Raw genomic sequence first — 23,528 nt, forward strand, 5'->3', positions numbered from 1 at the left:
TCGCATCCTCGTTAGCGATCCAGCTCTAAGACTCCGTCTTCGTACTGACTATCAGGATCCACGCGCCGTCTGGTCGTGTTTCTCTCGTCTGACTTGAGCGCACGACTGGCGGCATACCACCAGCCCAAGGCAACGGCAGGAGACGCCGAGATTGCGACCAACGAGAAGAATACCCACCACTCTGCGAAGTCACCGTCCAATGCCAACCACAGGGCAATAGCCGTTGTGAGCATGCCTAGCAGGAGCCCAAAGGATGCGAAGGCGGTCACATGCACCCACTTGCGGGGATTGGTGCGCAGCGCGCGTCCGATCATGAACGCAATCGGCGAGCCGACGAGGAGCGCCCCGAAGGACCATGGAACAGAGAAGTGCAGCGCGACATACCCGTAGCCGGCCGCGGGAAAGAGCAGGAAAACCTGGTGGATGATCAGAAACCACAGCCACGCAGCCAGGGCCCCTCGTAGGAACTCAGCACGAGAGAAGTTCATTGGTTCTCTGTTTGTCCTTGGTCCCATGTCGTCTCCTCGTCTCCCGAAAGTATCAGTCCTCGCCAAAGACGACCGGCTCGCTGCTTCTCAACCCTGGGGCCGGTGTGATCCGTCATCCTCGTCGCGCAGCCGGGATCCCCGAGAGCATGACAGCGCCCACCGTGGAGCCGACAGAATCGTTCGATCAGATCGCGGCGATCGCCCGCGAGGAGCTTCTTGGGGTGCAGATCAGGCGTGGCTTGTTTCGGCGGTACACCGCCGTCTGCGTCAAGCGCAGCGATCGACGATGCTTCACCAGTCGAACGGCCTCAGCTCACGGCCCGGTTCGTGATCATCGACCGGCCTCGCACCTCGGCCACCACGTCGCCGGTCTCATCGCGCACGGTCACGTCGTAGAGGCCGGTGCGTCCGCTGACGACCCGTCGCACGGCCGTCGCCGACAGTACCTGACCGGCACCCGTCGACTTCAGGAAGGTGATGTCTGCGCCGGATGCCACGGTGACCCGCTCATCCTCGTTGCAGGCGATCGCGAAGGCCGTATCGGCGAGAGCCAACACCAGACCACCATGGGTGATCGCGAAGCCGTTGAGCATGTCGGCACGCACCGTCATCGACACGACCGCGCGCCCTGGCTCGTCGACCTCGACGGTCATGCCGAGCATCGCCGAGGCGGCGTCGCGTCGCATCATCTCCCTCACGCCGTCACGACCTCGGCCGCCGCCTCCTTGGTGACCAGCGTCAGCACGTCGTAGGTCGCGACGATCTCATCGTCCTGGTTGCGGATCACGGCGTCCCATCGCACCTCGCCGTACTCGTCGGTCTCGCGCGGCGTGATCTGCTTGGCGGTCAGATCGACGCGGATGCTGTCACCCGGCGATACCGGTGTGATGAACCGCAGATTCTCGAGACCGTAGTTGGCCAGCACGGGCCCGGGCTCGGGGTCGACGAACAGGCCTGCAGCCCACGAGACCAACAGGTAGCCGTGTGCGACGCGGCCGGGGAAGAACGGGTTGGCCGCGGCGGATTCCTCGTCCATGTGCGCGTAGAACGTGTCGCCGGTGAAGTGCGCGAACGTCTCGATGTCGTCGAGCGTGACCTCACGGGCATCCGATGAGATCCGGTCGCCGATACGTAGCTCCGACAGCGCCTTGCGGAACGGATGCCGGTCGCCGGCGTTCGCGCTGGCGCCGGCGTGCCAGATGCCGGTCAGGGCGGTGAGCATCTCGGGCGACCCCTGCACGGCGGTGCGCTGCATGTGGTGCAGCACGGCGCGGATGCCACCCAGCTCCTCGCCGCCGCCGGCCCGGCCGGGGCCACCGTGCACCAGACCGGGCAGGGGAGAGCCGTGCCCCGTCGACGACCGCGCATCGTCGCGGTCGAGCAGTAGCATCCGACCGTTGAACGGCGCGATCCGCGTCGCCAACGCGACGGCCTGCGCGGGGTCGTGGGTGGCGATGCTGGTCACCAGCGAACCGCCGCCGCGTGCGACGATGTCGGCGGCATCTGCGATCGTGTCGTAGGTGATCAGCGACGAGACCGGGCCGAATGCCTCGACGGCGTGCACGGCGTCGGCATCCGAGCGGTCGAAACGCAGCAGTACCGGCGAGACGAACGCGCCGTCGGTCGCGGCGCCGGTGGTGCCGTCGGCCAGACGCACCTCGGGGGCATCCGTTGTGCCGATCACGATCCGACCGCCGCCGTCGACCAGCTTCTGCACCTGCCGCCGCACCTCATCGCGCTGCGCGGCCGAAGCCAGGGGGCCCATGGTGACGCCCTCTGCGCGGGGGTCGCCCATGACCGTCTTCGCCTCGATGCGCGAGCGCACGGCCTCGACGACGGCATCTGCGACGGCCGTGGGAACGACCGCGCGACGGATCGCGGTGCACTTCTGCCCGGCCTTGGTCGTCATCTCGACCACGAGCTGGCGCACGTAGGCGTCGAACTCGGGTGTGCCCTCGACCGCGTCCGTGCCCAATACCGAGGCGTTGATCGAATCGGTCTCGGCCGTGAACCGCACGCCGCCGGTCTGCACCGCGGGGTGGGCGCGCAGCATCTCGGCGGTCGAGGCGCTGCCGGTGAAACCGACGAGATCGCCCAGCCGCAGATGGTCGAACAGGTTCGGCACACTGCCGCTGACCAGTTGCACCGAGCCTTCGGGCAGCAGGTTCGACTCGACGAGGATGCGCACCATGGCCTCGGTCAGATACCCCGTCGGCGTCGCGGGCTTGATCACCGTCGGCATTCCAGCGAGGAACGCCGGCGCGAGCTTCTCGAGCGGGCCCCACACCGGAAAGTTGAAGGCGTTGATCTGCACGGCCACGCCGGGCAGCGTCGTGTACACGTGCCGGCCCAAGAACGAGCCGTCCTTCGACAGTGGTTCGACCGGTCCGTCGACGTGCACTGTGCTGTTCGGCAGCTCGCGCCGGCCCTTGCCCGAGTACGAGAACAGCACACCGATGCCGCCGTCGATATCGACCCACGAGTCGGTCTTCGTCGCCCCGGTGCGGGCCGAGAGCGCGTACAGCTCATCCTTGCGCTCGGTCAGCGCCAGCGCGAACTGCTTCAGCAGCAGCGCACGCTGATGGAAGGTCAGCGCCGCGAGGCTCCGCTGGCCGACCGTGCGGGCGTACTCCAGAGCGCCCGCGAGATCGAGGCCCTCGGTGCTGACGTGCGTGACGACCTCACCGGTCGACGCATCGCGCACCGCGGTGCCGCCGGCGACGGCAGGGGTCCACCAGTCACCGTGGACGTAGCTGGGCAGAATCTCGGTGTTCATCATTCCTCATTCCACGTGTAGAAGCCTTCGCCGCTCTTGCGGCCCAGTCGACCCTCGGCGACCATCGTGCGCATCAGCTGCGGGGGTGCGAACCGCTCGCCCAGTTCACGGGCGAGCTCCTCGGCGATGCCGAGTCGCACGTCCAGTCCGACGATGTCGGTCGTGCGCAGCGGACCCATCGGATGCCGGTAGCCGAGCGTCATCGCCGCATCGATGTCCGACGCGCTGGCGACGCCCTCTTCCAGCATCCGGATCGCCTCCAGGCCGAGCATCACCCCGAGCCGTGATGAGGCGAACCCGGCGGAGTCGCGCACCACGATCGGGGTCTTGCCGAGCGCCTCGACCCAGCCCCGGGCACTGTCGACGACGTCGGCATCCGTGTCCGCGCCGCGCACGATCTCGACCAGCGCCGATGCGGGCACCGGGTTGAAGAAGTGCATCCCCAGAAACCTGGTCGGGTCGCGGCGCTCGGCAGCCAGATCATCGATCGAGATCGACGAGGTGTTCGAAGCGAGTACCGCGCCGGCGCTGAGCACGGCATCGACGCGGGCGAGGGCATCCTGCTTCAGGCCGCGGTCCTCGGGAACCGCCTCGACCACCAGACCGGCGTCGGTGAACACCGTCAGATCGATGCCCGTCCGCAGCCGCCCACACGCCTCGGCTGGGTCGAGGGCGGGGTTCCGCTCAGCGGAGCGGCGGATGCTCTCGGCAACACGGTGCGCGGCAGCATCCGCACTCTCATCGTCGCGCTCGACGATGCTCACGCGTGCCCCGGCGAGCAGGAAGGCGTGGGCGATGCCCGCCCCCATCCGCCCGCCACCCAGCACTCCGACGTGATCCGGTGCGTTCATCGCTTCGCCCTCCGCTGCAGGAACTCGGTCATGCGCCGCTCCTTCTCATCGCTCTCGAACAGCTCGGCCTGCAGCTCGCGCTCGATATCCGGGTGCTGATCGCGCGGGGCGCGCAGCGCCCGCTTGGTGTGCTGCGTCGCGCGCGGATCGTTCGCGCCGATGCGATCGGCCATCGCATGCGCGGCGTCGAGCAGGCCGTCGATCGGATGGGTCGCCGAGATCAGCCCCCAGGTGAGCGCCTCATCGGCGTCAAGCACGCGACCGGTCAGCAGCAGCTCAGCGGCGCGCGCCTGACCGACGATCTCGGGCAGACGCCAGGTCGCCCCGGCGGCGGCCATGATGCCCAATCCCGTCTCGGGGTTGCCGATCTTCAATGTCGGTGAGCCGATGCGCAGGTCGGCGGCGTAGGCGAGCTCGGCTCCGCCACCCAGCGCGTACCCGCTGACCGCGGCGATCACCGGCATCGGCAGTTCATTGATGCGGATGAACGCGGTGGCGTTGATGGCACGGCGGGCGTCGTCGGCGCGCCGTTCGCGCAGCTGGGCGATGTCGGCACCCGCGGCGAAGACGGTGTCGGAGCCCGCCAGGATCAGCGTGCGCGGGTCGGCCTCAAGCTCGGCGCACAGCGCGTGCAGTTCGTCGATCATGTCCTGATCGATCGCGTTGCGCTTGTCGGGCCGGTTCAGCGTCGCGACGACGCGGTCGGCGTGGCGCTCGATCAGCAGCGGCTCGGTCATCGGTGCCCTCCGCATCGCGTGAGGAGAGCCTGCGCATTCCGGTCGCAGTTTCTCCCGCATCCCGGCCGTTGATGCGTGAGAAAGTGCGACGGGAACGGCGCGCGCGTGTATTTCGTGACCTCGGTTCCCGCGAGTCGGCTCGTCATGCGACCCGCTCCAGGATCATTGCGCTGCCCTGGCCCACGCCGACGCACATGGTCGCGAGGCCGAGGCCCGCGCCTTCGCGCTCCATGCGCCCCATCAGCGTGATGACGATGCGGCTGCCGCTTGAACCGAGCGGATGCCCAAGCGCGATCGCCCCGCCGTCGCGGTTGACGATGTCGGGATCCAACCCCAGACGCCGGATGGATGCCAGCGACTGCGTCGCGAACGCCTCGTTGAGCTCCACCGCTCCGATCGCCGACACGTCGAGTCCGGCCCGTCTCAGTGCGCGCTCGCTGGCCGGTACCGGGCCGAGTCCCATGATCTCGGGGGCCAGGGCCGCCGTTGTCGCGGTGACGATGCGGGCACGCGGACGCAGCCCGAATCGGCGCACGGCTTCTGCGCTCGCGACCACGACCGCAGAGGCGCCGTCGTTCAACGAGCTCGAGTTGCCGGCCGTGACGACGCTGCCGCCGGGAACGACCGGGCGTAGCGCTGCGAGTGCTTCGAGGCTGGTGTCGCGCCGTGGGCCTTCATCGACGAGCACGTCGCCCGCGCGGGTCGGCACGGCCACGATCTCGTCGGCGAAGCGTCCGGCATCCACAGCCGCGATCGCCCGGTGCTGGCTGCGCAGGGCGAACGCATCGGCATCCTCACGGGTGATGCCGTCGCGCCGTGCCACCTCCTCGGCGGTCTCGGGCATCGAGAAGGTCGCCTTCTCGCGGGCGAGCAGGCGCGGATTCGTGAACCGCCACCCGATCGACGTGTCGAATGCCGCGCCGGGTTTTGCCCAGGCGCGCTCGGGTTTGGCCTGAACCCAGGGGGCCCGGGTCATTGACTCGACACCGCCCGCCACCATCACATCGGCATCGCCCGCGCGGATTGCCTGCGCGGCCATGGCGATCGCAGACATCCCCGAGGCGCACAGCCGGTTCACGGTGATCGCGGGCACGTCATCGGGCAACCCGGCCAGCAGCACGGCCATGCGGGCGACGTTGCGGTTGTCCTCGCCGGCCTGGTTCGCCGCGCCGAGGATGACCTCGTCGACCTCGGCGTCGGGCACTCCGGCGCGATCGACGGCCGCGCGCACGACGAGCGCCGCGAGGTCGTCGGGGCGCACACCCGCCAGCGCGCCACCGTAGCGGCCGACCGCCGTGCGCGCGCCGCCGATGAGGAATGCGTCGGTCATATCTCTCCTTGTCAGCATCCGCCCCTCCCGTCTATTCGGCGCATATTGCCCCTATTCGGTCGTTTTTCGTCGGGTTTGCGACGAATAGATGGGGGAGGGGTGAGTCAGATTCTTCGGTAGGCGCGCAGCGGATGCTCGATCAACTCGACCACCCGTCGCAGGAAGCCGGCCGCGTAGCCGCCGTCGCACACCCGGTGATCGAACACCAGCGACAACTGAGCGATGCGCCGGGCCACGATCTCGCCGTCGACCACCCACGGACGCTCGATCATGCGGCCGATGCCGAGGATGGCGACATCGGGGTGATTGATGATGGCCGCCGAGCCGTCAACACCGAGGCTGCCGTAGTTGTTCAGCGTGAAGGTTGATCCGCGCAGGCGCTCCGGTGGCATGCGCCCCGAACGGGCAGCATCGGCGATCTCGCGCAGCTGCGCGTCGAGCTCGGCGATCGACAGCTCGTGCGCTCGCGCGATCACCGGCACCAGCAGGCCGCGTTCGGTATCAGCGGCGACCCCGAGGTTGATGCCGTCGAACGACAGGATCTCGTCAGCGTCGTCGCTGAGCCGCGAGGCCAACAGAGGATACTCGGCCAGCGCAAGCAGCGTGAACCGGGCGATGAGTGCGGTGAGTGACGGCGCCCGCTCGCCCTCGGCTGCCATCTCTGCGCGAAGCTCCCACAGGCGAGTGGCATCGACGTCGACCCACACCGTCGCCTCGGGAATCTCGGACCGGCTGCGCGTCAGCTTCGCACTGACGGCCTTGCGTAGCGGACTGAGCTTCTCGCGGGACGTCACGGCCAGGGCATCCGACGGTGAGACGGCGGATGCCACAGGCGCGGGCACCGGTGTGGCGGATTCCACGGGAGCCGCCACCCCGTCAACCGCCCCGTCGACGGCCGCGCGCAGCACGTCGCCGCGGGTGATCGCCCCATCGGAGCCTGTGCCGGTGATGGTGTGCACGTCGACGCCGAGGTCACGGGCGAGGCGGCGCACCAGCGGTGAGCGCACGGCCACGGTGCGACGCGGTGCGGCTTCGGCGGCCGGTGGCGCGGGAGCATGTGCGACGGGAGCGGATGCCACCGGCGCGGGCGGCTGCGAGCGCGGCACAGCACGGGCACGCCGACGTCCTGAGGAGGATCGTTCGGTGGTGCCGTAGCCGATCAGGACGTTGCCCGAGCCGCTGGCATCCGAGCCTTTCGTGTCCGCACTGCCCGCGCGTTCCTCGGCGCGGTACGCCTCCTTCTCTGCCGCCCCGGGCTTGTCTCCCGCCTCGTCAGCTCCCTCCCACGAGGGGTCAGAAAGAACGCTTTCCGCCCCCGCGGACCCAGCGTTTCTTGACCCCTCGTGGGTGGGGGTTGATCCCTCGGGCGCGGAGGGCGACCCCTCGTGAGGGGAAGAGGCGGCGGGGGAGGACACCTCGAGTACGGGGGCACCAACGGCGATCGTCTCGCCGGCCTGACCATGCAACGCCGTGACGGTGCCGGCGAACGGTGAGGGCAACTCCACCACGCTCTTCGCAGTCTCGACTTCGGCCACCGCCTGGTCGGTGCTGATCTCATCGCCCACCTGTACCAGCCACTGCACGAGCGCCGCCTCGGTGAGCCCTTCGCCGAGGTCGGGCAGGCGGAACACGCTTGCGGTCGTCGTGGTCATCGCGTCTCCTCGTCGTCGTCCCAGTGCAGCGAGTCGATAGCGTCGAGGATGCGATCCGCGTCGGGCAGGTAGAAGTGCTCCAACTTCGGCGGCGCGAACGGGGTGTCGAACCCGGTTACACGGCGTACCGGAGCCTCGAGGTACTCGAAGCAGCGCTCGAAGACGCGTGCCTGGATCTCGCCAGCGACGCTGACGTACCCGGGTGCCTCGGCGACGACCACGGCTCGCCCCGTTGCGCGCACCGCGGCGGTGACGAGTTGGTCGTCGAACGGCGACAGCGAGCGCACGTCGATGACCTGAACGCTGCGTCCCTCGGATGCAGCGATCTCGGCCGCCTCCAACGCGACCGGCACCATAGCGGCGTAGGCGAGCACGGTCACATCCGTGCCCTCGCGGGCGATGCGCGCTGTTCCGAGATGGGCGACCTGCGAAGTGTCGACCTCGCCCTTGGTCCAGTACAGCTTCTTCGGTTCGATGAAGATCACCGGGTCGGGCGAGGCGATCGCCGCGCGCAGCATCGAGTAGGCGTCCTGTGGGGTGGACGGTGCGACCACCGTGAGTCCGGGAGTGTGCGCGTAGTACGCCTCGGACGAGTCGCAGTGATGCTCGACGCCGCCGATGCCGCCACCCGAGGGCATCCGGATCACCATCGGCAGGCGCACCGCGCCCCGGGTGCGGTTGCCGAGCTTGGCGACGTGGCTGACGACCTGTTCGAACGCGGGCAGCGCGAAGGCGTCGAACTGCATCTCGACGACGGGACGCATGCCGTTCATGGCCATGCCCACTGCGGTGCCGACGATGCCGGACTCGGCCAGCGGGGTGTCGAAGCAGCGTTCTTCACCGAAGCGTTCGGTCAGTCCGTCGGTGATGCGGAAGACGCCTCCGAGGGCGCCGACGTCCTCACCGAACACGACGACAGCGGGGTCGTCGCGGATCGCGTCGGCGAGGGCGAGATTGAGCGCGGCCGCCATCGTCATCGTCTGCGTGGTGGGGGCGCCGGCGTCGAGCCGGATGTCGTCGTGCGCGATAGTCATCGGGATCCTCCCGTCGGTGACACGGCATCGGATGCTGCCCCGCGGGCGATCTCGTCGCGCAGCATCTGCCACTGCTCGTCGAGCTGCGGGGTGCGATCGGTGGTGACGAAGCGGAACAGGTCCTCGGGGTCGAGGTCGGTGTCGGCGTTCAGCGCGGCGCGCAGATCGGCGGCGATCCGTTCGGCGTCAGCGGCGATCCGATCCTCGGTGGCCGTGTCGAGTGCGTCATGCGCCGTCAGGTAGGCGCGGATGCGGGTGAGCGGGTCGCGCTCGATCCAGGCCTGCACCTCGGCACGCTCGCGGTAGCGGGTGTCGTCGTCGGCGTTGGTGTGCGCCTGCATACGGTAGGTGTGCGCCTCGATCAGCGACGGTCCTTCGCCAGCGCGCGCACGATCGACGGCGTCGCCGAGCACCGAGAGCACAGCGGCGACATCGTTTCCGTCCACACGCTGGCCGGGTATGCCGTAGCCGACCGCCTTGTGGGCGAGTGAGGGGGCGGCGCTCTGACGGGACAGCGGCACCGAGATGGCGAATTCGTTGTTCTGCACGAAGAAGACCACGGGTATGGCGAACACGGCGGCGAAGTTGAGCGCCTCGTGAAAGTCTCCCTCACTGGTGGCACCGTCACCGCACAGGGCCAGCACCACGGTGTCTTCGCCGCGGTACTTGGCCGCTTGCGCGAAGCCCACGGCGTGCAGCAGTTGCGTGGCAAGGGGGGTGGCCTGCGGGGCGACGCGGTGCTCGGTGGGGTCGTAGCCCGAGTGCCAGTCGCCGGCGAGCAGCACCATGGCATCCGCCGGGTTCACCCCGCGGCCGATCACGGCGACCGAGTCGCGGTACGTCGGGAACAGCCAGTCGCGTTCGCCGAGTACGAGCGAGGCGGCGACCTGGCACGCCTCCTGCCCGTGCGATGAGGGGTACACCGCCAGGCGACCCTGGCGCACGAGCGCGCTGGCCTGATCGTTGATGCGCCGGCCCTCGACGAGCGCACGGTAGGCATCACGCAGATGCGCGAGGTCGGGCATCGGGTAGTGCTGGTCGGCCTCGGCGGTGCCGTCCGGGGCGATCAGACGCACCGGCTCGTCACGGGGCAGCAGGGTCTCGGGGGTGAGCACGCGGTCGCTCATGTTCGCCTCCTTCGCCGAACGGGTGATCTCAGCATCCTCTCTCCGTGCCAGTCGTCCAACCGTTTCGCCTGATTCCTGAACGTCTGGTCAGGTATTGCGTGTACTGCGTGCAGAGTGTCAGGATTCTGTGACAGATCGAAGGAGCTCTGATGGCCGAGATGGATGCGACGGATCACGCGATCCTCGCCGAACTGCGCCGCGACGCGCGCGCCTCGATGACGGCGATCGCCGAGGCCGTGCACATCTCGCGTGCCGGGGCTCACGCCCGCATCAAACGACTCACCGACCTCGGGGTGATCACGGGGTACACGGTCCGTACCGACCCGGTGCAGCTCGGCCATCATGCGTCGGCCTACGTGATGCTCGCGATCGAGCAGGCGACCTGGCAAGACGTGCAGGCCCGGCTGCGGGCAATCCCCGAGGTCGAGCACATGGCGCTGGTCGGCGGCGATTTCGACGTGATTCTGCTCGTGCGGGCCAGCGATGCCCGCGATCTGCGCCGCATCGTGCTGGAGGACATCCAGGCGATCCCGTCGATCCGCTCGACCCGCACCACCCTGATCTTCGAGGACTACACCCGCGACTGAGCGTCACTCGCATAGCTTGGGGGCGTGAGCCACGACCCTCAGATCGACGACCTACTCGCCGGCCCGCGCGGGCGGCGCCTTCTGCTGGAGTACGCGATGGCCGTCGAGGAGCAGAAGGCGCAATGGCAGCTCTCGCGTGCTGTACGCGCCGCTGCCCGCGCGTTCGAGTCGACGGGGACCATGATCTGGATCGGCGGCGGGCCGCCAGCAGAACCCGAAACGATGTCGCCCGCAGAAGCGGCACACGTGCTCGCACAGGTGACGTTCGCCGAGCCGTCACAGGCGCACGCGAGATCGGCACTGGCGCGCTCGATCGACATGGCGCGGTACTGGCAGGAGCCCGACGGGGAGGACCAACTGGCGGCGACCCCCGAGATGCGTGATGCGTTGCAGAGGGTCGCCGTGCACCTGGCGCCGGCGTTTTCGTCGTGGTGGTGGCCGATGTTGCGAGAAGCACAGTGGGCCGTGCAGTGGGATGACGAAGGCATCGCCGCGCCTCGAGCGATCTCTGCCGAGGAGTTGCGCCAGCATCGCGCCCGAATGATCGAAGGCGAGCAGCAGGCACAACGCGACCGGCCGGTCGACCCCGCAGCGAACATGAGCGGTGACTGGTGGTCGATGCCGGCGTGGCTTGCCCCGTCGACAGCAGGCGAGACCTTCGACGGTAGCCCTGCCGCCCTGTGGTTCGTCGAGGACGGCTTGGGCTGGGAGCGCGGCTTCGCGCGCCGCGCGACGATCGCACCCGATGCTCGCGTGTTCGAGATCGACGGGGCGCACGCGTGGGCAGACCTCTGCCGACGTTTCCCGCTGGTGGTCACGGCATCCCGGAGGCATGACTGGTATCGCACGACCGGGCGTGTGGGGGAGTGGGTGATCCCGGACTGGGCGTCCGTCGCCCAGCACTACGATGCCGTGCATCTGCAGACCGGAGCCTATCTCGCGGTCGCTGGCACAGCCATCGAGGTGGGTGATGGCCGTGCGTCGGTCATCGCAGGCTGGAATCCCGACGAGACCTACTGGCTGAGCTCGGCGGTGCAGTTTGACGAGCCGCCGCAGACCTGGGTCTCACCCGACGGACAGAACGAGGAGTGGCGGCTCGAATGAGCGCCCGGGAGCGGCGTAGAGCAAGCGCCTGAGCGTCACTCGACGAACAGGGCGATTCCCTCAGCGGTCTCGGTGATCGTGACGTGCGTCAGGTCGGGCACGGCCAGCGTCGGGCCGTGCCCGGCGGCATGCCGACCCACGCCGATCACGCGCATGCCGGCGGCGAGTCCCGCCTCGACCCCGGCGGCCGAATCCTCGAAGACGATGCAGTCGGCCGGGTCGATGCCCAGGATCGACGCGCCCTTCAGGAACCCCTCCGGGTGCGGCTTCGACGCCGACACGCTTTCGGCGGTGACCCGAAGCTCGGGGATCGCCAGCCCGGCAGCATCCATCCGCGCCGTCATCAGCGCGACATCCGCGCTCGTCACGATGGCATGGGGATGCCCGCGCAGCGCCTCCAGAAGAGCGGCCGCACCGGCGATCGCGACGACCCCGTCGACGTCGCCGGTCTCGCGAGCGAGCATCTCGTCGTTCTCTCGCAGGTTGATCGCATGGTCGCGCTCGGGCAGCATGATCGCCATGCTCTGATGCCCTTGACGTCCGTGCACGACCTCCAGCACGTGCGCCGGGTCGAGCCCGTGCGGCTCGGCCCACTTCAGCCAGATCCGCTCCACCACCGCGGTCGAGTCGACGAGGGTGCCGTCCATGTCGAGCAGAACGGCGCGGGCATGCAACGTCGTGGTCATCGCACCAGGCTAGTCGTGCTCAGAGACTCCAGAGCGCCGGATGCGGCAATGCACCTATCTGCCGCTCGAGTCCTGCCGCCAGAGCGACGAGCTGAGCTTCGCCGCCGGGGCGACCGATCAACTGCACGCTCACCGGATGGCCTGAAGCGTCGACGGTCACCGGCAGCACGAGGGCGGGCAGGCCCGCGACGTTCACGAAGCTTGAGTACGGCGCGTACTGCACCTGCTGCGAGAAGCCGCGCGCGGCATCCGCCCGGTCGAACCAGCCGACGGGCTGCGGCGGCAGCGCGAGCGCGGGAGTGAGCACGGCGTCGAACGGCGCGAAGGCGGTGATCGTGTCGCGTTCGAATGCGGATGCTGCCGTGAGCGCCTCCAGCACCTGAGCGCCGCTGAGTGCGCGCCCCTCGCGCACCAGCCACGCCGTGATCGGCTCGACCAACTCCAACTCGGCATCGGTCAGCGTCATGCGCGCCGCGCTCATCCGCCAGATCGTCGTGAACATCTCGGCGTACCCGCGGGGTCGCCAATCGAACGGGTCGACGCCGTGCCCGGCATCCGACAGCAGTGCCGCAGCGACGTCGACGGCACGCGCCGCGTCGGGATCGAGTCGGATGTCTTCGTCGTCATCCCACGGCGAGACCGTGGTGACGCCGATGCGCGCGAAGGTCGTCGGATGCTGCGCCGCTTCGCCGAACGGCCCGGACCCTGGAGCGCGCGTGGCGTACCCGTACGGCCGCCCCGAGACCTGCACGTCGAGCAGCAGCGCGGCGTCGGCCACCGTGCGCGCAATCGGGCCGGCGACCGCGAGCCCGCCGGGGCTGTCCAGCCCCGAGGCGAACGGCACTCGGCCCCGCGACGGCTTGATGCCGACGACGCCGACCGTCGCGGCAGGAATGCGGATGGATCCGCCGCCATCGGATGCCGGCGCAAGCGGCAGCAGACCGGCCGCAACGGCCGCGGCAGCGCCTCCGCTGGAGCCGCCTGCGCCGTTGTCGAGGTTCCAGGGGTCGCGCGTGGGCGCTCCGATCTGCGTCTCGGTGTACCCGGTCAGACCGAACTCGGGCGTACTCGTCTTGCCCAGGCTGATACCGCCTGCCTCATCGAGCACGGCGGCCTGATCGGCAGTCTCGTCCGGAACGAGATCCTGATGCAGACGCGACCCGAACCGCGTCGGCACACCGGCCCGCGGCACGAGGTCCTTGTCGGCGAACGGCAACCCCCACAGAGCGCCGACCGGCTCGGCCCGCGTCACACTCTCCGCGCGCTCGCGTGCAGCATCCGCCGTCACCTCGACGAACGCGCCAACACGGTCATCCAGGCGCGCGATCCGCGCCAGATAGTGCGTCACCACCTCGAGAGGCGAGAGTTCGCCGCGACGTAGCGCCGCCACCTGGTCGATCGCGGTCAGGTCGTGCAGTTCGGCCATGAGCCGAGCCTAGGCGCCGCCGGTGACATCGGGCGCGATGCGACCCGCACCCGTCCTCAGCAACCGGCGCAGAATCACGCGAATCCTCCGCGCCAGCGGGCATCCGAATCGCGAAACTTAACGGGATCGTCGCAACCGTCGTTCTTGCGCACCGGATCCGCACGACCTTTCAGGGGGCGGGCTCGTACGCTGGAAGCGGGCAGATCCGCCCGTTCCCGCCGCGCCGCGCCCATCCGGCGCCCAGCACCACCGCAAGGACGCACATGTACGACATCGCGACGCATCGCGACGAATGGCAGGCAGACGAAGAACTCGCTGAGCGGATGATCCCGCTCATCGGCAAGCTCAACCGCACCCGTGACGTCGTCACGTCGCTGCACGGTCATCGTCTGCTCGGGCTCTCGACCACCGGCATCCTCGAAGTGCACGAGCGCGTCGCCGCGCTCGGCCACGGACGCCTCGAGCTGGAGGACACCCTCGCCGTCCTCGAGGCCCTGTGCGAGATCAAGCCCGGCGCGTCGTCCATCGACGTGGCCCGTCTGATCGCCGAGCACGCCGGAAGCGATCGTGACCTGGTCGACTATCTGCGCGAGGCGCTCGCCCCGGCGCTCGGGGCCGAACCGGCCGAGCCCGTTGACGTCGTCCTGTACGGGTTCGGACGTATCGGCCGACTGCTCGCGCGCATCCTCATCGCGCACACCGGGGGCGGAAGCGGGCTGCGCCTGCGCGCCGTCGTCGTGCGTCGCGGGGCCGAGAACGACCTCGTCAAGCGCGCGTCGCTGCTGCTGCGCGACTCGGTGCACGGACGGTTCGAGGGCTCTGTCGACGTCGATGAGGAGAACTCCCAGATCATCGCCAACGGTAACCGCATCCAGGTCATCTACTCCGACGACCCGTCCACGGTCGACTACACCGCCTACGGCATCCGCGACGCGATCATCGTCGACAACACCGGACGCTGGCGCGATGAAGAGGGCCTGAGCCGCCACCTGCAGGCCAAGGGCGCTGCCCGCGTGCTGCTGACGGCTCCCGGCAAGGGCGACCTGAAGAACATCGTGCACGGCATCAACGACTCGACCATCACCGACGATGACCGCATCGTCTCGGCCGCATCGTGCACCACCAATGCGATCACCCCGGTGCTCAAGGCGATGGACGAGGCATACGGGATCGTGCGCGGACACGTCGAGACCGTGCACTCGTTCACCAATGACCAGAACCTGATCGACAACTTCCACAAGGGCGACCGTCGCGGCCGCTCGGCGGTGCTGAACATGGTCATCACCGAGACCGGAGCGGCCAAGGCCGTGGCCCGCGCACTGCCCGAACTGGCCGGCAAGCTCACCGGTTCGGCCATCCGCGTTCCCACGCCCGACGTCTCGCTCGCCGTGCTGCACCTCACGCTGGAGAACCCGGCCACCAAGGACCAGCTCAACGACTACCTGCGCCGCGCGTCGCTGCACTCCAAGCTGCGCCAGCAGATCGACTACGTCGAGAGCCCCGAGGTCGTCTCGACGGACTTCGTCGGCTCGCACCGTGCCGGCATCGTCGACGGTCTGGCAACCATCGCCAACGATCGCGACGTGGTGCTGTACGTCTGGTACGACAACGAGTACGGCTACTCGTGCCAGGTGGTGCGCGTGCTCGAAGTGATGGCCGGTGCGCACCCGGTGGTGCTTCCGCCGCGCCGCGAGGTGACGCTCAACGCCTGATCCTGTTCGGCCGGTGCGGGTCGGGCTCGTGTCGGAAATCCCAGATCGGATGCCGTCGCACCGGCGTGTCCGGTGGTGACATGCCGTGCGGGGCGCGGAACGTCTGGGATTTCCGACGCCCGAGTGCGAGAGGATGACCCTGTGAGCTGCTACTTCCGTCGACTGTCTGCGACCGAGTTCGAGCCCACCGACCATGTCGGCGGAGCATGGAACCCCGACGAGCAGCACGTCGCACCGGTGCTGGGTCTGCTGGCGCACATCATCGAGGCCGATCACGCGGTGCGCCGCGCGGATACGCCGCTGGTGCTCGCGCGGGCCAACTACGACATCCTCGGTGTCATCCCGATGGCCGCGTTCGAGGTCAGCATCCGCGTGGTGCGGCCCGGCCGCACCATCGAACTCGTCGAGGCGACGCTCAGCCAGGGCGGGCGCGCGGCGCTGACACTGCGGGCGTGGATGCTGCAGACCGGCGACACGGCCGACCTCGCCGGCACGTCGCTGGCGTCCATGCCACCGCGCGCGGACCTGGCCGGCTGGAAGATGGACGAGGGTTGGCAGGGCGGGGCGATCCGTTCGGTGGAGTTCCGACACCGCGATTTCGGGCCGGGGCGGGCTCAGAGCTGGCTTCGTCCGACGGTGCCGTTGCTGGCGGATGAAGCGGTGTCGGCGCGTGCGCGGATGCTCGGGGCGCTCGATTTCGCCAACGGCATCGCGATCCGCGTGTCACCCAACGACTTGCTCTATCCGAACGTCGACCTGACCGCGAGCCTGTTCCGAGAGCCACAGGGTGAGTGGATCGGTCTCGATACGTCGGTGTCGTTCGGCCCCGGCGGCATCGGCCTGACCGAGTCGGTGCTCAGTGATGAGGCGGGGCCGCTGGGCACGTCTTCGCAGACCCTGACGCTGCGCCGACGCTGACACGCGTTCACGAGAACAGGCTCGTTGCCCGAAACAGGCTGAATCGGCGGGGCTCATCCTGTTCTCGTGAACGATCCTGTTCTCAGTGACGCGTACCGGCAAACTCCCCGGACAGGCGCGCCACGGGTTCTACTCGCCGGCGTGCCGGTCGAGGAACGAGTACACCTCGCTGTCGTCGACTCCGGGGAAGGCGCCGCGCGGTAGCGGCGAGAACATGTGCGTGTGCACGCGGGCGCTCGGCCAGGCGCGCCCTTCCCAGCGTTGGCTGATCGCGGCGGATGCCCGTCGGCAGCACGTCTCGTCGGGGCAGCTCGACTGTGCGCGGTGCTGGGTCTCGCGTCCGCGCCACCAGCGGGCGTCATCGAAGGGGACGCCCACGGTGATCGAGAACCCGCCGTCGCTGGCCGAACCGGTCTGCGTCGCGCACCAGTAGGTGCCCGACGGGGTGTCGGTGTACTGATAGTGCTCGGTCGTACGGTTGCGCTGCTCGAACGCTGCCCGGGCCGAGAACTTGCGGCACGCCGGCTGGCCCTCGACCGCACCGGTGACGTCCATTGGCAGGGGGAGGTCATCGTTCTCGTACACCCGTGTGATGGCGCCGTTCTCGTCGACGCGCAGAAAGTGCAGGCGCATGTCGAGGTGGTGTGTCATGAGGTTGGTCATGCGCATGGCCGCGGCCTCGTGGGTGACGCCGAACGCATCGCGGAAGTCCTCGACGGCGAGGTTGCGGTCCTTTTTCGCCTGCTGCAGGAAGGCGACGCCCGCGGTCTCGGGGATCAGGCAGCAGGCTGCGAAGTAGTTGATCTCCAGGCGCTGTTGCAGAAAGTCGGCGTAGTCGGTCGGAGGGGTGTGGCCCAGCAGCCGGTGCGCCATCGCCTGCAGCGCCATCGATCGCAGTCCGTGACCGCCGGGGATGGATGCCGGTGGCAGGTAGATGCGGCCGTTCTCGAGGTCGGTGATGGAGCGGGTCGAGTGGGGCAGATCGTCGACGTAGATGAGTTCGAAACCGAGCTTCTCGGCCATGATGCTGACCGTGCGGTGCGTCAGCGCGCCCGAGACGTGCCCCGCGGCCTTGAGGTGCTTCTCTGCGAGGGCCTCTATCTCGGGAAGGTAGTTGCCCTTCGAGCGCATGGTCAGACGCATCTCGGTGTTGGCTCGACGGGCTTCTTCCGGCGTGGCGATGGCCTCGCTCTCACGGCGGTGCAGTTCACGGTGCAGGCCGAGGACCGACTCGATGGTCTCGTCGCTCATGCCCTTCGACACCCGGATGGGTGAGATGCCGAGCTGGCGGAAGACCGGGCTGGCCTGCGCGCGGTCGAGTTCGATCTCAAGAGCGGCGCGCTTGTTCGGCGGCTCTCCCGAGATCAGGTCGGCGACGTCGGTGGCGCACGCATCGGCGATGGCCTGCAACAGCGACAGCTTCGGCTCGCGCTTGCCGTTCTCGATCAGGCTGAGCTGCGAACCGGCGATCCCCACTCGCGCGCCGAGGTCATCGAGAGTGAAGCCCTTCGCCGTGCGATGGTGCCGGATGCGATGTCCGAGAGTGCTGAGTTCGAGTCCGCTGGTGCTCGCCATTCCTTGAGCATAGCCGAAAGATCAGCTTTTCTTTCAACGCGGACCGCCCGAAAGTGAAAGGAAAACTCACGGATGATGGACGTATCGCATCCCCTATCAAGGAGCAGACATGGCACTCGCCGAGACGTACGCACCCAGCATCCCTGCCGCCGCACCGCTGCGCAGCTTCGGTGCCGTGCCCGCGTATGACACCCCGGCCATGGCTGAGCTGCGCGAGTGGGTCGACGGCATCGCCGCGCTCACCCAGCCCGATCGCATCCACTGGATCGACGGGTCGCGCGCCGAGAACGACGCCCTGATGCACACCCTCGTCGACGAGGGCAAGCTCCTCAAACTCAACCCCGAGTGGCGCCCAGGCTCCTACCTCGCCCGCTCGCACCCCAGCGACGTCGCGCGCACCGAGGGACGCACCTACATCGCCTCCGAGCGCGAGCAAGACGCCGGCCCCACGAACAACTGGGTCGCCCCGGCCGAGATCCGCGCCACGCTCGATGGCGTCTTCGAAGGCTCGATGCGCGGCCGCACCATGTACGTCGTCCCGTTCTCGATGGGTCCCGTCGGCGGCAAGCTCTCGCACATCGGCGTCCAGGTCACCGACAGCGCCTACGCGGTGGCATCCATCGGCATCATGACGCGCGTCGGCGACGCGGTCACCCGCCAGATCGCCGAGGGCGCGCCGTGGGTCAAGACCGTGCACTCGGTGGGCGCTCCGCTCGAGCCGGGCCAGGCAGACGTCGAATGGCCCTGCAACGATGAGAAGTACATCGTGCACTTTCCCGACACGCTCGAGGTGTACTCGTACGGCTCGGGCTACGGCGGCAACGCCATTCTCGCCAAGAAGTGCTTCGCGTTGCGCATCGCGTCGGTGATCGCCCGCGATGAGGGCTGGCTGGCCGAGCACATGCTGCTCATCCGCGTCACCGACCCGAAGGGGCGTGCGTACCACGTCGCCGCGGCGTTCCCCTCGGCGTGCGGCAAGACCAACCTGGCCATGCTGCGCCCCACCATCCCCGGCTGGAAGGTCGAGACGCTCGGCGACGACATCGTCTGGATCCGCCCCGGCGAGGACGGGCGGATGCACGCGATGAACCCCGAGGCGGGATTCTTCGGCGTGGCACCCGGAACAGGCGAGTCGACCAACGTCACCGCGGTCGAGACGCTGTGGGGCAACACGATCTTCACGAACGTCGCGTTGCGTCCCGACGGAGACGTGTGGTGGGAGGGGCTGACCGAGACCCCGCCGCCGCATCTGATCGACTGGCAGGGCAACGATTGGACTCCGGACTCGGGTCGTCCGGCGGCGCACCCCAACTCGCGTTTCACGGTCTCTGCATCGCAGTGCCCGCAGATCGCCGAGGACTGGGAGGACCCAGAGGGCGTGCCGCTCGATGTCATCCTGTTCGGCGGACGCCGTGCCAGCAACGTGCCGCTCGTCGTCGAGGCGACCGACTGGACCCACGGCGTGTTCCTCGGGTCGACCATCTCGTCCGAGCGCACCGCCGCGGCCGAGGGCAAGGTCGGCGAACTGCGCCGCGACCCCTTCGCGATGCTGCCGTTCTGCGGCTACAACATGGGCGACTACTTCGGCCACTGGCTGAAGGTCGGCCGCTCGCTGCGGTTCGATCGCGCTCCGCGCATCTTCCAGGTCAACTGGTTCCGCCGCGGCGAGGACGGCCGGTTCCTCTGGCCCGGGTTCGGCGACAACTCGCGCGTGATCGACTGGATCATCCGCCGTATCTCGGGCGAAGTCGCCGCCGTCGACAGCCCGATCGGACGACTGCCGTTGCGGGAGGACCTCAACCTCGACGGCCTCGACGTCACCGACGCCGATCTGGATGAGCTGTTCGACGTCGATGTTGATGCGTGGCTGGCCGAGGCAGATTCCACCGAGGAGTTCTACAAGGTCTTCGGCGACACGCTCCCGGCCGCGCTGCACAGCGAGCTGGAGGCACTGCGCTACCGCCTGAACACCGCGCGCTGAACCTCCAACGCAGATTCGCGACGCCGGAATGCCGGAGACGACCCATGGCTGAGTGGTCGCCGGCATCCCGGCGTCGCGTCATGCTCCCGGTGCGTCCACGCGGGTGATCAGGCCGTCCAACGAGGCCACGATGGGCGTCGCGTCGACCGTTGTGGGCGAGGCTGCGAGGTACGCCTGACGGAACGCCGCGACCTCGTCACGGAGCGCCGTCCGGTTCTCGCCCACGGCTACCGCTTCGACACGCATCAGCATCCGGATTGCGGCGTGCACGGCGAGAGGATGCCCCATCGCGTAGGTGCGCAGAGCCAGCATCACATCGGCGAGCACCTGTGCGGGGGGCGGCCATGCGCACAGTACGCGTGCACGGCCCGACGCGTCGGAGTGCACGGTCGCTGCCGGCGGGCGCCGGAACAACTCGGTCAGGGCTACTCCGAGCGCATCGATCGCCGAGACGGCAGTGTAAGGATCGTTCGTACCGCTGCCGAGTCCACGGATCCCGGTCTCGGTCAGCCCCTGAGCGGCATAGCGCAGGTCCTGCTGCGGCGTGCGGTAGCGCTCGATGGTGATCGCCGCCCGTACGGTTCTCTCAAGGCGATCCGCACCGGGATCGTCGTCGTGCTCCGAGGAGTAGAGGACCCGGGCGAGAGCGTCGCCGGCGAGCACATGACGCCCCGGAGGAGCCAGCACCTGGATGAGCGCATCCACTTGGCGCGCACACGCAGTGAGCGAGGGCAGATCGACGTGCTGCACGTACCCGGCTCGCGCAGCAGTGATGACTCCCGCCGTGCGCAGGCCGGCGATCTCGACGGCATCCTCGGTGCGCTCCCGCTCAGACGGGTACAGTAAGTCGATCGCGGCCATCAGCTCGTCGAACACCCGGGCCTGCAGCGTGGTGACCTGCACCGACCGAGCGATGTGGTGGATGAAGTACACCAGCACCGCAACATCGCACACGGCAAGGACGACGGCGAACCCGACAGCGAGGGCCGGCACGAATGCCTCGCTGGAGTCCTGTTCGGTGCGCACGGCGCGCAGCACGACGAGCGTGTACAAGAACGTCGAGGTGAGCACCGCCAGCACCACCTGGTTGCCCCGATCGGCCATGAAGTTGCGCACGAGGCGCGGTCCGTAGGTCGACGAAGCGGTGGCCAGCACGGCGATGGTGATCGAGAACGAGGTCGCGGCCACGCCCAGCATCGTGCCACCGATGACGGTGAGTATCGCGCGCCCACCGGTGGCCGAGAGGCCACCGGTCGCCAGAGGCACGGCCATGCCGGTCTCCAGCAGTAGGCGGTCGACCTCGATCAGCGTCAGAGCGAGCGCGACGGCGCCGAGAGCGAAGAGTGCCGGCACGAACCAGAACGACTCGCGTGCACGCAGGTACCAGGAACGCATGCTTCAGAGTACGCCCCGTCCTGACTCGCCGAGACCCCTAGATACCGCCGAGACCCCGTCGTATGGACGTCCATACGACGGGGTCTCGGCGCGAAGTGGGGGTGTCGGCGCCACCCGATGCTCAGACGAGAAGCTGATGCCGTGCGAGGTCCCGGTACAACGGTGTCGACTCGATCAACTCGTCGTGAGTGCCCTGTCCTTCGACGACGCCGTCACGCAGCACGACGATCAGATCGCTGTCGACGACGGTCGAGAGGCGGTGGGCGATCACCAGCAGCGTGCGATCCTCGGCTGCGGCGTCGATCGCCTCGCGCATCCGTTGCTCATTCACACCGTCCAGAGACGAGGTCGATTCGTCCAGCAGCAGAATCGGCGCCTCGGTCAGCAGGGCGCGTGCGATGGCCAGACGCTGGCGCTCACCCCCCGAGAGCATCACGCCGTCCTCACCGACCGGCGCAGTCAGTCCGAGCGGACTGCGCTCGAGCACATCGCCGAGGTTCACCGAACGCAGCACCCGTTCGCACTCCTCGTCGGTGGCGTCCGGGGCGGCAAGACGCAGATTCTCGGCCAGCGTTCCGGCGAGCGTGGGGGCATCCTGCTCGACGTACCCGAACTGCGCGCGCAGCTGCTCACGCGGGTAGGTGCGCACATCGTGCCCGGCCAGGCGAATCGATCCGCCCGTCGGATCGTAAAAGCGCTCGACAAGCGAGAGGATCGTGCTCTTGCCGGCGCCGCTCGGTCCGACCAACGCGACGCGTGCACCGCGCGGCACAGCGAACGAGACGCCCTTGAGCACGTCGCGGTCGATATCGGCCCGGACCTCGTCCGAGGCGTGCTCCAGATGTGCGTCGACCAGCAGGTTCTGCGCCTCTTTCGCGGCGGCCTCGCGCGCGGCGATGACATTGTCGGGGTAGCGGAAGCGCACATCGCGGAACTCGATGGCCGGGGCGCCGACGACCGGGGCGGCAGTGACTGTGGCATCCGATTCGTCGTCCTGGCTCTCGGTCGGCAGATCCAGCACCTCTTGAATGCGACCCAGCGCACCGAGCGCCTGGTTGACCGAGGTGATCGCGCCGAACGCCTGCCCCAGCGGCATGATCAGCATGAACAGGAACATGATGAAGGTCACCAGCGCCGCGATGGTGAGGGCACCGGACGCCACCCGGAACCCGCCCACACCGAGCACGACGAGCAACGACAGCTGCAGGGCGATGCCGGCGATCGGGACGACCATCGACGAGATCTTCGCGATCCGCACACCGAGTCCGTAGGCCTCGCCGGCGAGCTCATCGACCGCTGCGGTCTCGCGCGCCGTCGCACCGGAAGCGCGGATGGTGCGGATCGACGAGATACCCCGTTCGATGCCGGAGGCCAGTTCGCCCACCTTGTGCTGTTGGGCGGCGGATGCGGTGCGGATGCGGCCGCTGAGCCCCACGACCACGACGACCGAGGCGCCGATGACGACGACGATCAGCAGCAACAGCAGCGGATCGATGATCAGCATCGCGATCAGCGCGCCGACGAACAGGATGCTGCTGCCGACGGCATCCGCCAGACCCTGCGTCAGAACGGCGTAGAGCAGCGTCGTATCGGTACCGACGCGCGAGACCAGGTCACCGGTGCGTCGCGAGTCGAACTCGCTGATCGGCAGGTGCAGGATTCGCGCGATGAGCTTGCGGCGGCTGGAGTACACCACGGCTGTGCCGGTGCGCTGCAGCAGATAGTGCTGGTAGCCCGAGATCACCGAGGCGGCGATGACGAACGCGATCAGCAACCACACCAGCGTGCCGAGCGCCTCGTCACGCTGCACACGGTCGATCACCTGGCCGACCAGCAGCGGCTGCACGAGCGATGCCGCCGCGCCGACGATGCTGAGCACCGCGACCACGACGAGCACCTTCTTATGCTCGAACAGGAAGGGGAGGAGCTGGCGGAACGTGGCGCGCGGACCGTCCTGTTGCGCACGGCGTCCGCGTCGGCGTGCTGGCGCCGTGCGAGACATGAGGACCTCGATCTGGAGGGAGGATGCTTGGGGGATCCCCTCTATTCTCCGCCGAAGTTCTTATGCGGTGCCTGTCTGGTTACACCGCCTGGGAATCTCTGTCGGAGAAGATCGTCTGACAGCGCAAGCTTCCGAAGGCGTGCATGT

19 protein-coding genes are annotated in these 23,528 nt (G+C 68.5%); 5 read left to right on the top strand and 14 right to left on the bottom strand.

Features of this window, described 5'->3' with window-relative positions; translation table 11 throughout:
• Nucleotides 1-11 precede the first annotated feature (11 nt).
• The 9 genes from PTQ19_RS04075 to pdhA form a co-directional block, all read right to left on the bottom strand.
• Nucleotides 12-488: a hypothetical protein gene (locus PTQ19_RS04075; RefSeq protein ID WP_274368558.1), complete on the bottom strand. Its 477-nt coding sequence runs from the start codon at nucleotides 486-488 to the stop codon at nucleotides 12-14.
• A gap of 308 nt (nucleotides 489-796) precedes the next feature.
• Entirely contained in the window at nucleotides 797-1,177 is a 381-nt protein-coding gene (gene paaI, locus PTQ19_RS04080; protein WP_274368559.1) for a hydroxyphenylacetyl-CoA thioesterase PaaI, read from the bottom strand.
• A 5-nt stretch (nucleotides 1,178-1,182) separates the two neighbouring features.
• Complete coding sequence (gene paaZ, locus PTQ19_RS04085; RefSeq protein WP_274368560.1) at nucleotides 1,183-3,264, bottom strand: phenylacetic acid degradation bifunctional protein PaaZ; 2,082 nt, start codon at nucleotides 3,262-3,264, stop codon at nucleotides 1,183-1,185.
• Nucleotides 3,264-4,115, bottom strand: coding sequence for a 3-hydroxyacyl-CoA dehydrogenase family protein (locus PTQ19_RS04090; RefSeq protein ID WP_274368561.1), 852 nt, complete (start codon nucleotides 4,113-4,115; stop codon nucleotides 3,264-3,266). The genes paaZ and PTQ19_RS04090 overlap by 1 nt, the downstream gene beginning before the upstream one ends.
• Complete coding sequence (locus PTQ19_RS04095) at nucleotides 4,112-4,852, bottom strand: enoyl-CoA hydratase/isomerase family protein (RefSeq protein ID WP_274368562.1); 741 nt, start codon at nucleotides 4,850-4,852, stop codon at nucleotides 4,112-4,114. The genes PTQ19_RS04090 and PTQ19_RS04095 overlap by 4 nt, the downstream gene beginning before the upstream one ends.
• Nucleotides 4,853-4,994: 142 nt before the next feature.
• Nucleotides 4,995-6,182, bottom strand: a complete 1,188-nt coding sequence (locus PTQ19_RS04100; protein ID WP_274368563.1) for a thiolase family protein — start codon at nucleotides 6,180-6,182, stop codon at nucleotides 4,995-4,997.
• 104 nt (nucleotides 6,183-6,286) lie between these two features.
• A complete protein-coding gene (locus tag PTQ19_RS04105; protein ID WP_274368564.1) occupies nucleotides 6,287-7,834 on the bottom strand; it encodes a dihydrolipoamide acetyltransferase family protein in 1,548 nt (515 codons plus the stop codon).
• Nucleotides 7,831-8,868, bottom strand: coding sequence for an alpha-ketoacid dehydrogenase subunit beta (locus PTQ19_RS04110; protein WP_274368565.1), 1,038 nt, complete (start codon nucleotides 8,866-8,868; stop codon nucleotides 7,831-7,833). Before PTQ19_RS04110 ends, PTQ19_RS04105 begins: the two co-directional genes overlap by 4 nt.
• Nucleotides 8,865-9,995, bottom strand: a complete 1,131-nt coding sequence (gene pdhA, locus PTQ19_RS04115; protein ID WP_274368566.1) for a pyruvate dehydrogenase (acetyl-transferring) E1 component subunit alpha — start codon at nucleotides 9,993-9,995, stop codon at nucleotides 8,865-8,867. Before pdhA ends, PTQ19_RS04110 begins: the two co-directional genes overlap by 4 nt.
• A 149-nt stretch (nucleotides 9,996-10,144) precedes the next feature.
• Here pdhA and PTQ19_RS04120 point away from each other — a divergent pair, with 149 nt between their 5' ends.
• Nucleotides 10,145-10,582: an Lrp/AsnC family transcriptional regulator gene (locus PTQ19_RS04120; RefSeq protein WP_179411477.1), complete on the top strand. Its 438-nt coding sequence runs from the start codon at nucleotides 10,145-10,147 to the stop codon at nucleotides 10,580-10,582.
• Between the two features lie 24 nt (nucleotides 10,583-10,606).
• Nucleotides 10,607-11,686, top strand: a complete 1,080-nt coding sequence (locus tag PTQ19_RS04125; RefSeq protein WP_274368567.1) for a hypothetical protein — start codon at nucleotides 10,607-10,609, stop codon at nucleotides 11,684-11,686.
• 35 nt (nucleotides 11,687-11,721) lie between these two features.
• Here PTQ19_RS04125 and PTQ19_RS04130 read toward each other — a convergent pair whose 3' ends face one another.
• Together PTQ19_RS04130 and PTQ19_RS04135 are read right to left on the bottom strand one after the other, a co-directional pair.
• Entirely contained in the window at nucleotides 11,722-12,372 is a 651-nt protein-coding gene (locus PTQ19_RS04130; protein WP_274368568.1) for an HAD-IA family hydrolase, read from the bottom strand.
• 19 nt (nucleotides 12,373-12,391) lie between these two features.
• Nucleotides 12,392-13,798, bottom strand: coding sequence for an amidase (locus PTQ19_RS04135; RefSeq protein WP_274368569.1), 1,407 nt, complete (start codon nucleotides 13,796-13,798; stop codon nucleotides 12,392-12,394).
• A gap of 263 nt (nucleotides 13,799-14,061) precedes the next feature.
• Here PTQ19_RS04135 and PTQ19_RS04140 point away from each other — a divergent pair, with 263 nt between their 5' ends.
• Nucleotides 14,062-15,510 carry a glyceraldehyde-3-phosphate dehydrogenase gene (locus PTQ19_RS04140; protein WP_274368570.1) on the top strand — a complete coding sequence of 483 codons (1,449 nt, stop codon included), beginning with the start codon at nucleotides 14,062-14,064 and terminating at the stop codon, nucleotides 15,508-15,510.
• Between the two features lie 141 nt (nucleotides 15,511-15,651).
• Nucleotides 15,652-16,428, top strand: coding sequence for a thioesterase family protein (locus tag PTQ19_RS04145; protein WP_274368571.1), 777 nt, complete (start codon nucleotides 15,652-15,654; stop codon nucleotides 16,426-16,428).
• A 129-nt stretch (nucleotides 16,429-16,557) separates the two neighbouring features.
• On the opposite strand, the gene PTQ19_RS04150 is transcribed toward PTQ19_RS04145, so the two are convergent.
• The gene (locus tag PTQ19_RS04150) at nucleotides 16,558-18,003 is read right to left on the bottom strand and encodes a helix-turn-helix domain-containing protein (RefSeq protein WP_274368572.1); all 1,446 of its coding nucleotides are present in this window, start codon (nucleotides 18,001-18,003) and stop codon (nucleotides 16,558-16,560) included.
• Between the two features lie 109 nt (nucleotides 18,004-18,112).
• Here PTQ19_RS04150 and PTQ19_RS04155 point away from each other — a divergent pair, with 109 nt between their 5' ends.
• Nucleotides 18,113-19,984, top strand: a complete 1,872-nt coding sequence (locus PTQ19_RS04155) for a phosphoenolpyruvate carboxykinase (GTP) (RefSeq protein WP_274368573.1) — start codon at nucleotides 18,113-18,115, stop codon at nucleotides 19,982-19,984.
• A gap of 78 nt (nucleotides 19,985-20,062) precedes the next feature.
• Here PTQ19_RS04155 and PTQ19_RS04160 read toward each other — a convergent pair whose 3' ends face one another.
• Nucleotides 20,063-21,379, bottom strand: coding sequence for a DUF2254 domain-containing protein (locus PTQ19_RS04160; RefSeq protein WP_274368574.1), 1,317 nt, complete (start codon nucleotides 21,377-21,379; stop codon nucleotides 20,063-20,065).
• A gap of 121 nt (nucleotides 21,380-21,500) precedes the next feature.
• Nucleotides 21,501-23,381 (bottom strand): ABC transporter ATP-binding protein, encoded by a 1,881-nt coding sequence (locus tag PTQ19_RS04165; protein ID WP_274368575.1) that lies wholly within the window; start codon nucleotides 23,379-23,381, stop codon nucleotides 21,501-21,503.
• Nucleotides 23,382-23,528 lie beyond the last annotated feature (147 nt).

The sequence above is a fragment of the Microbacterium esteraromaticum genome, assembly GCF_028747645.1.
Lineage (GTDB): Bacteria > Actinomycetota > Actinomycetes > Actinomycetales > Microbacteriaceae > Microbacterium > Microbacterium esteraromaticum_C.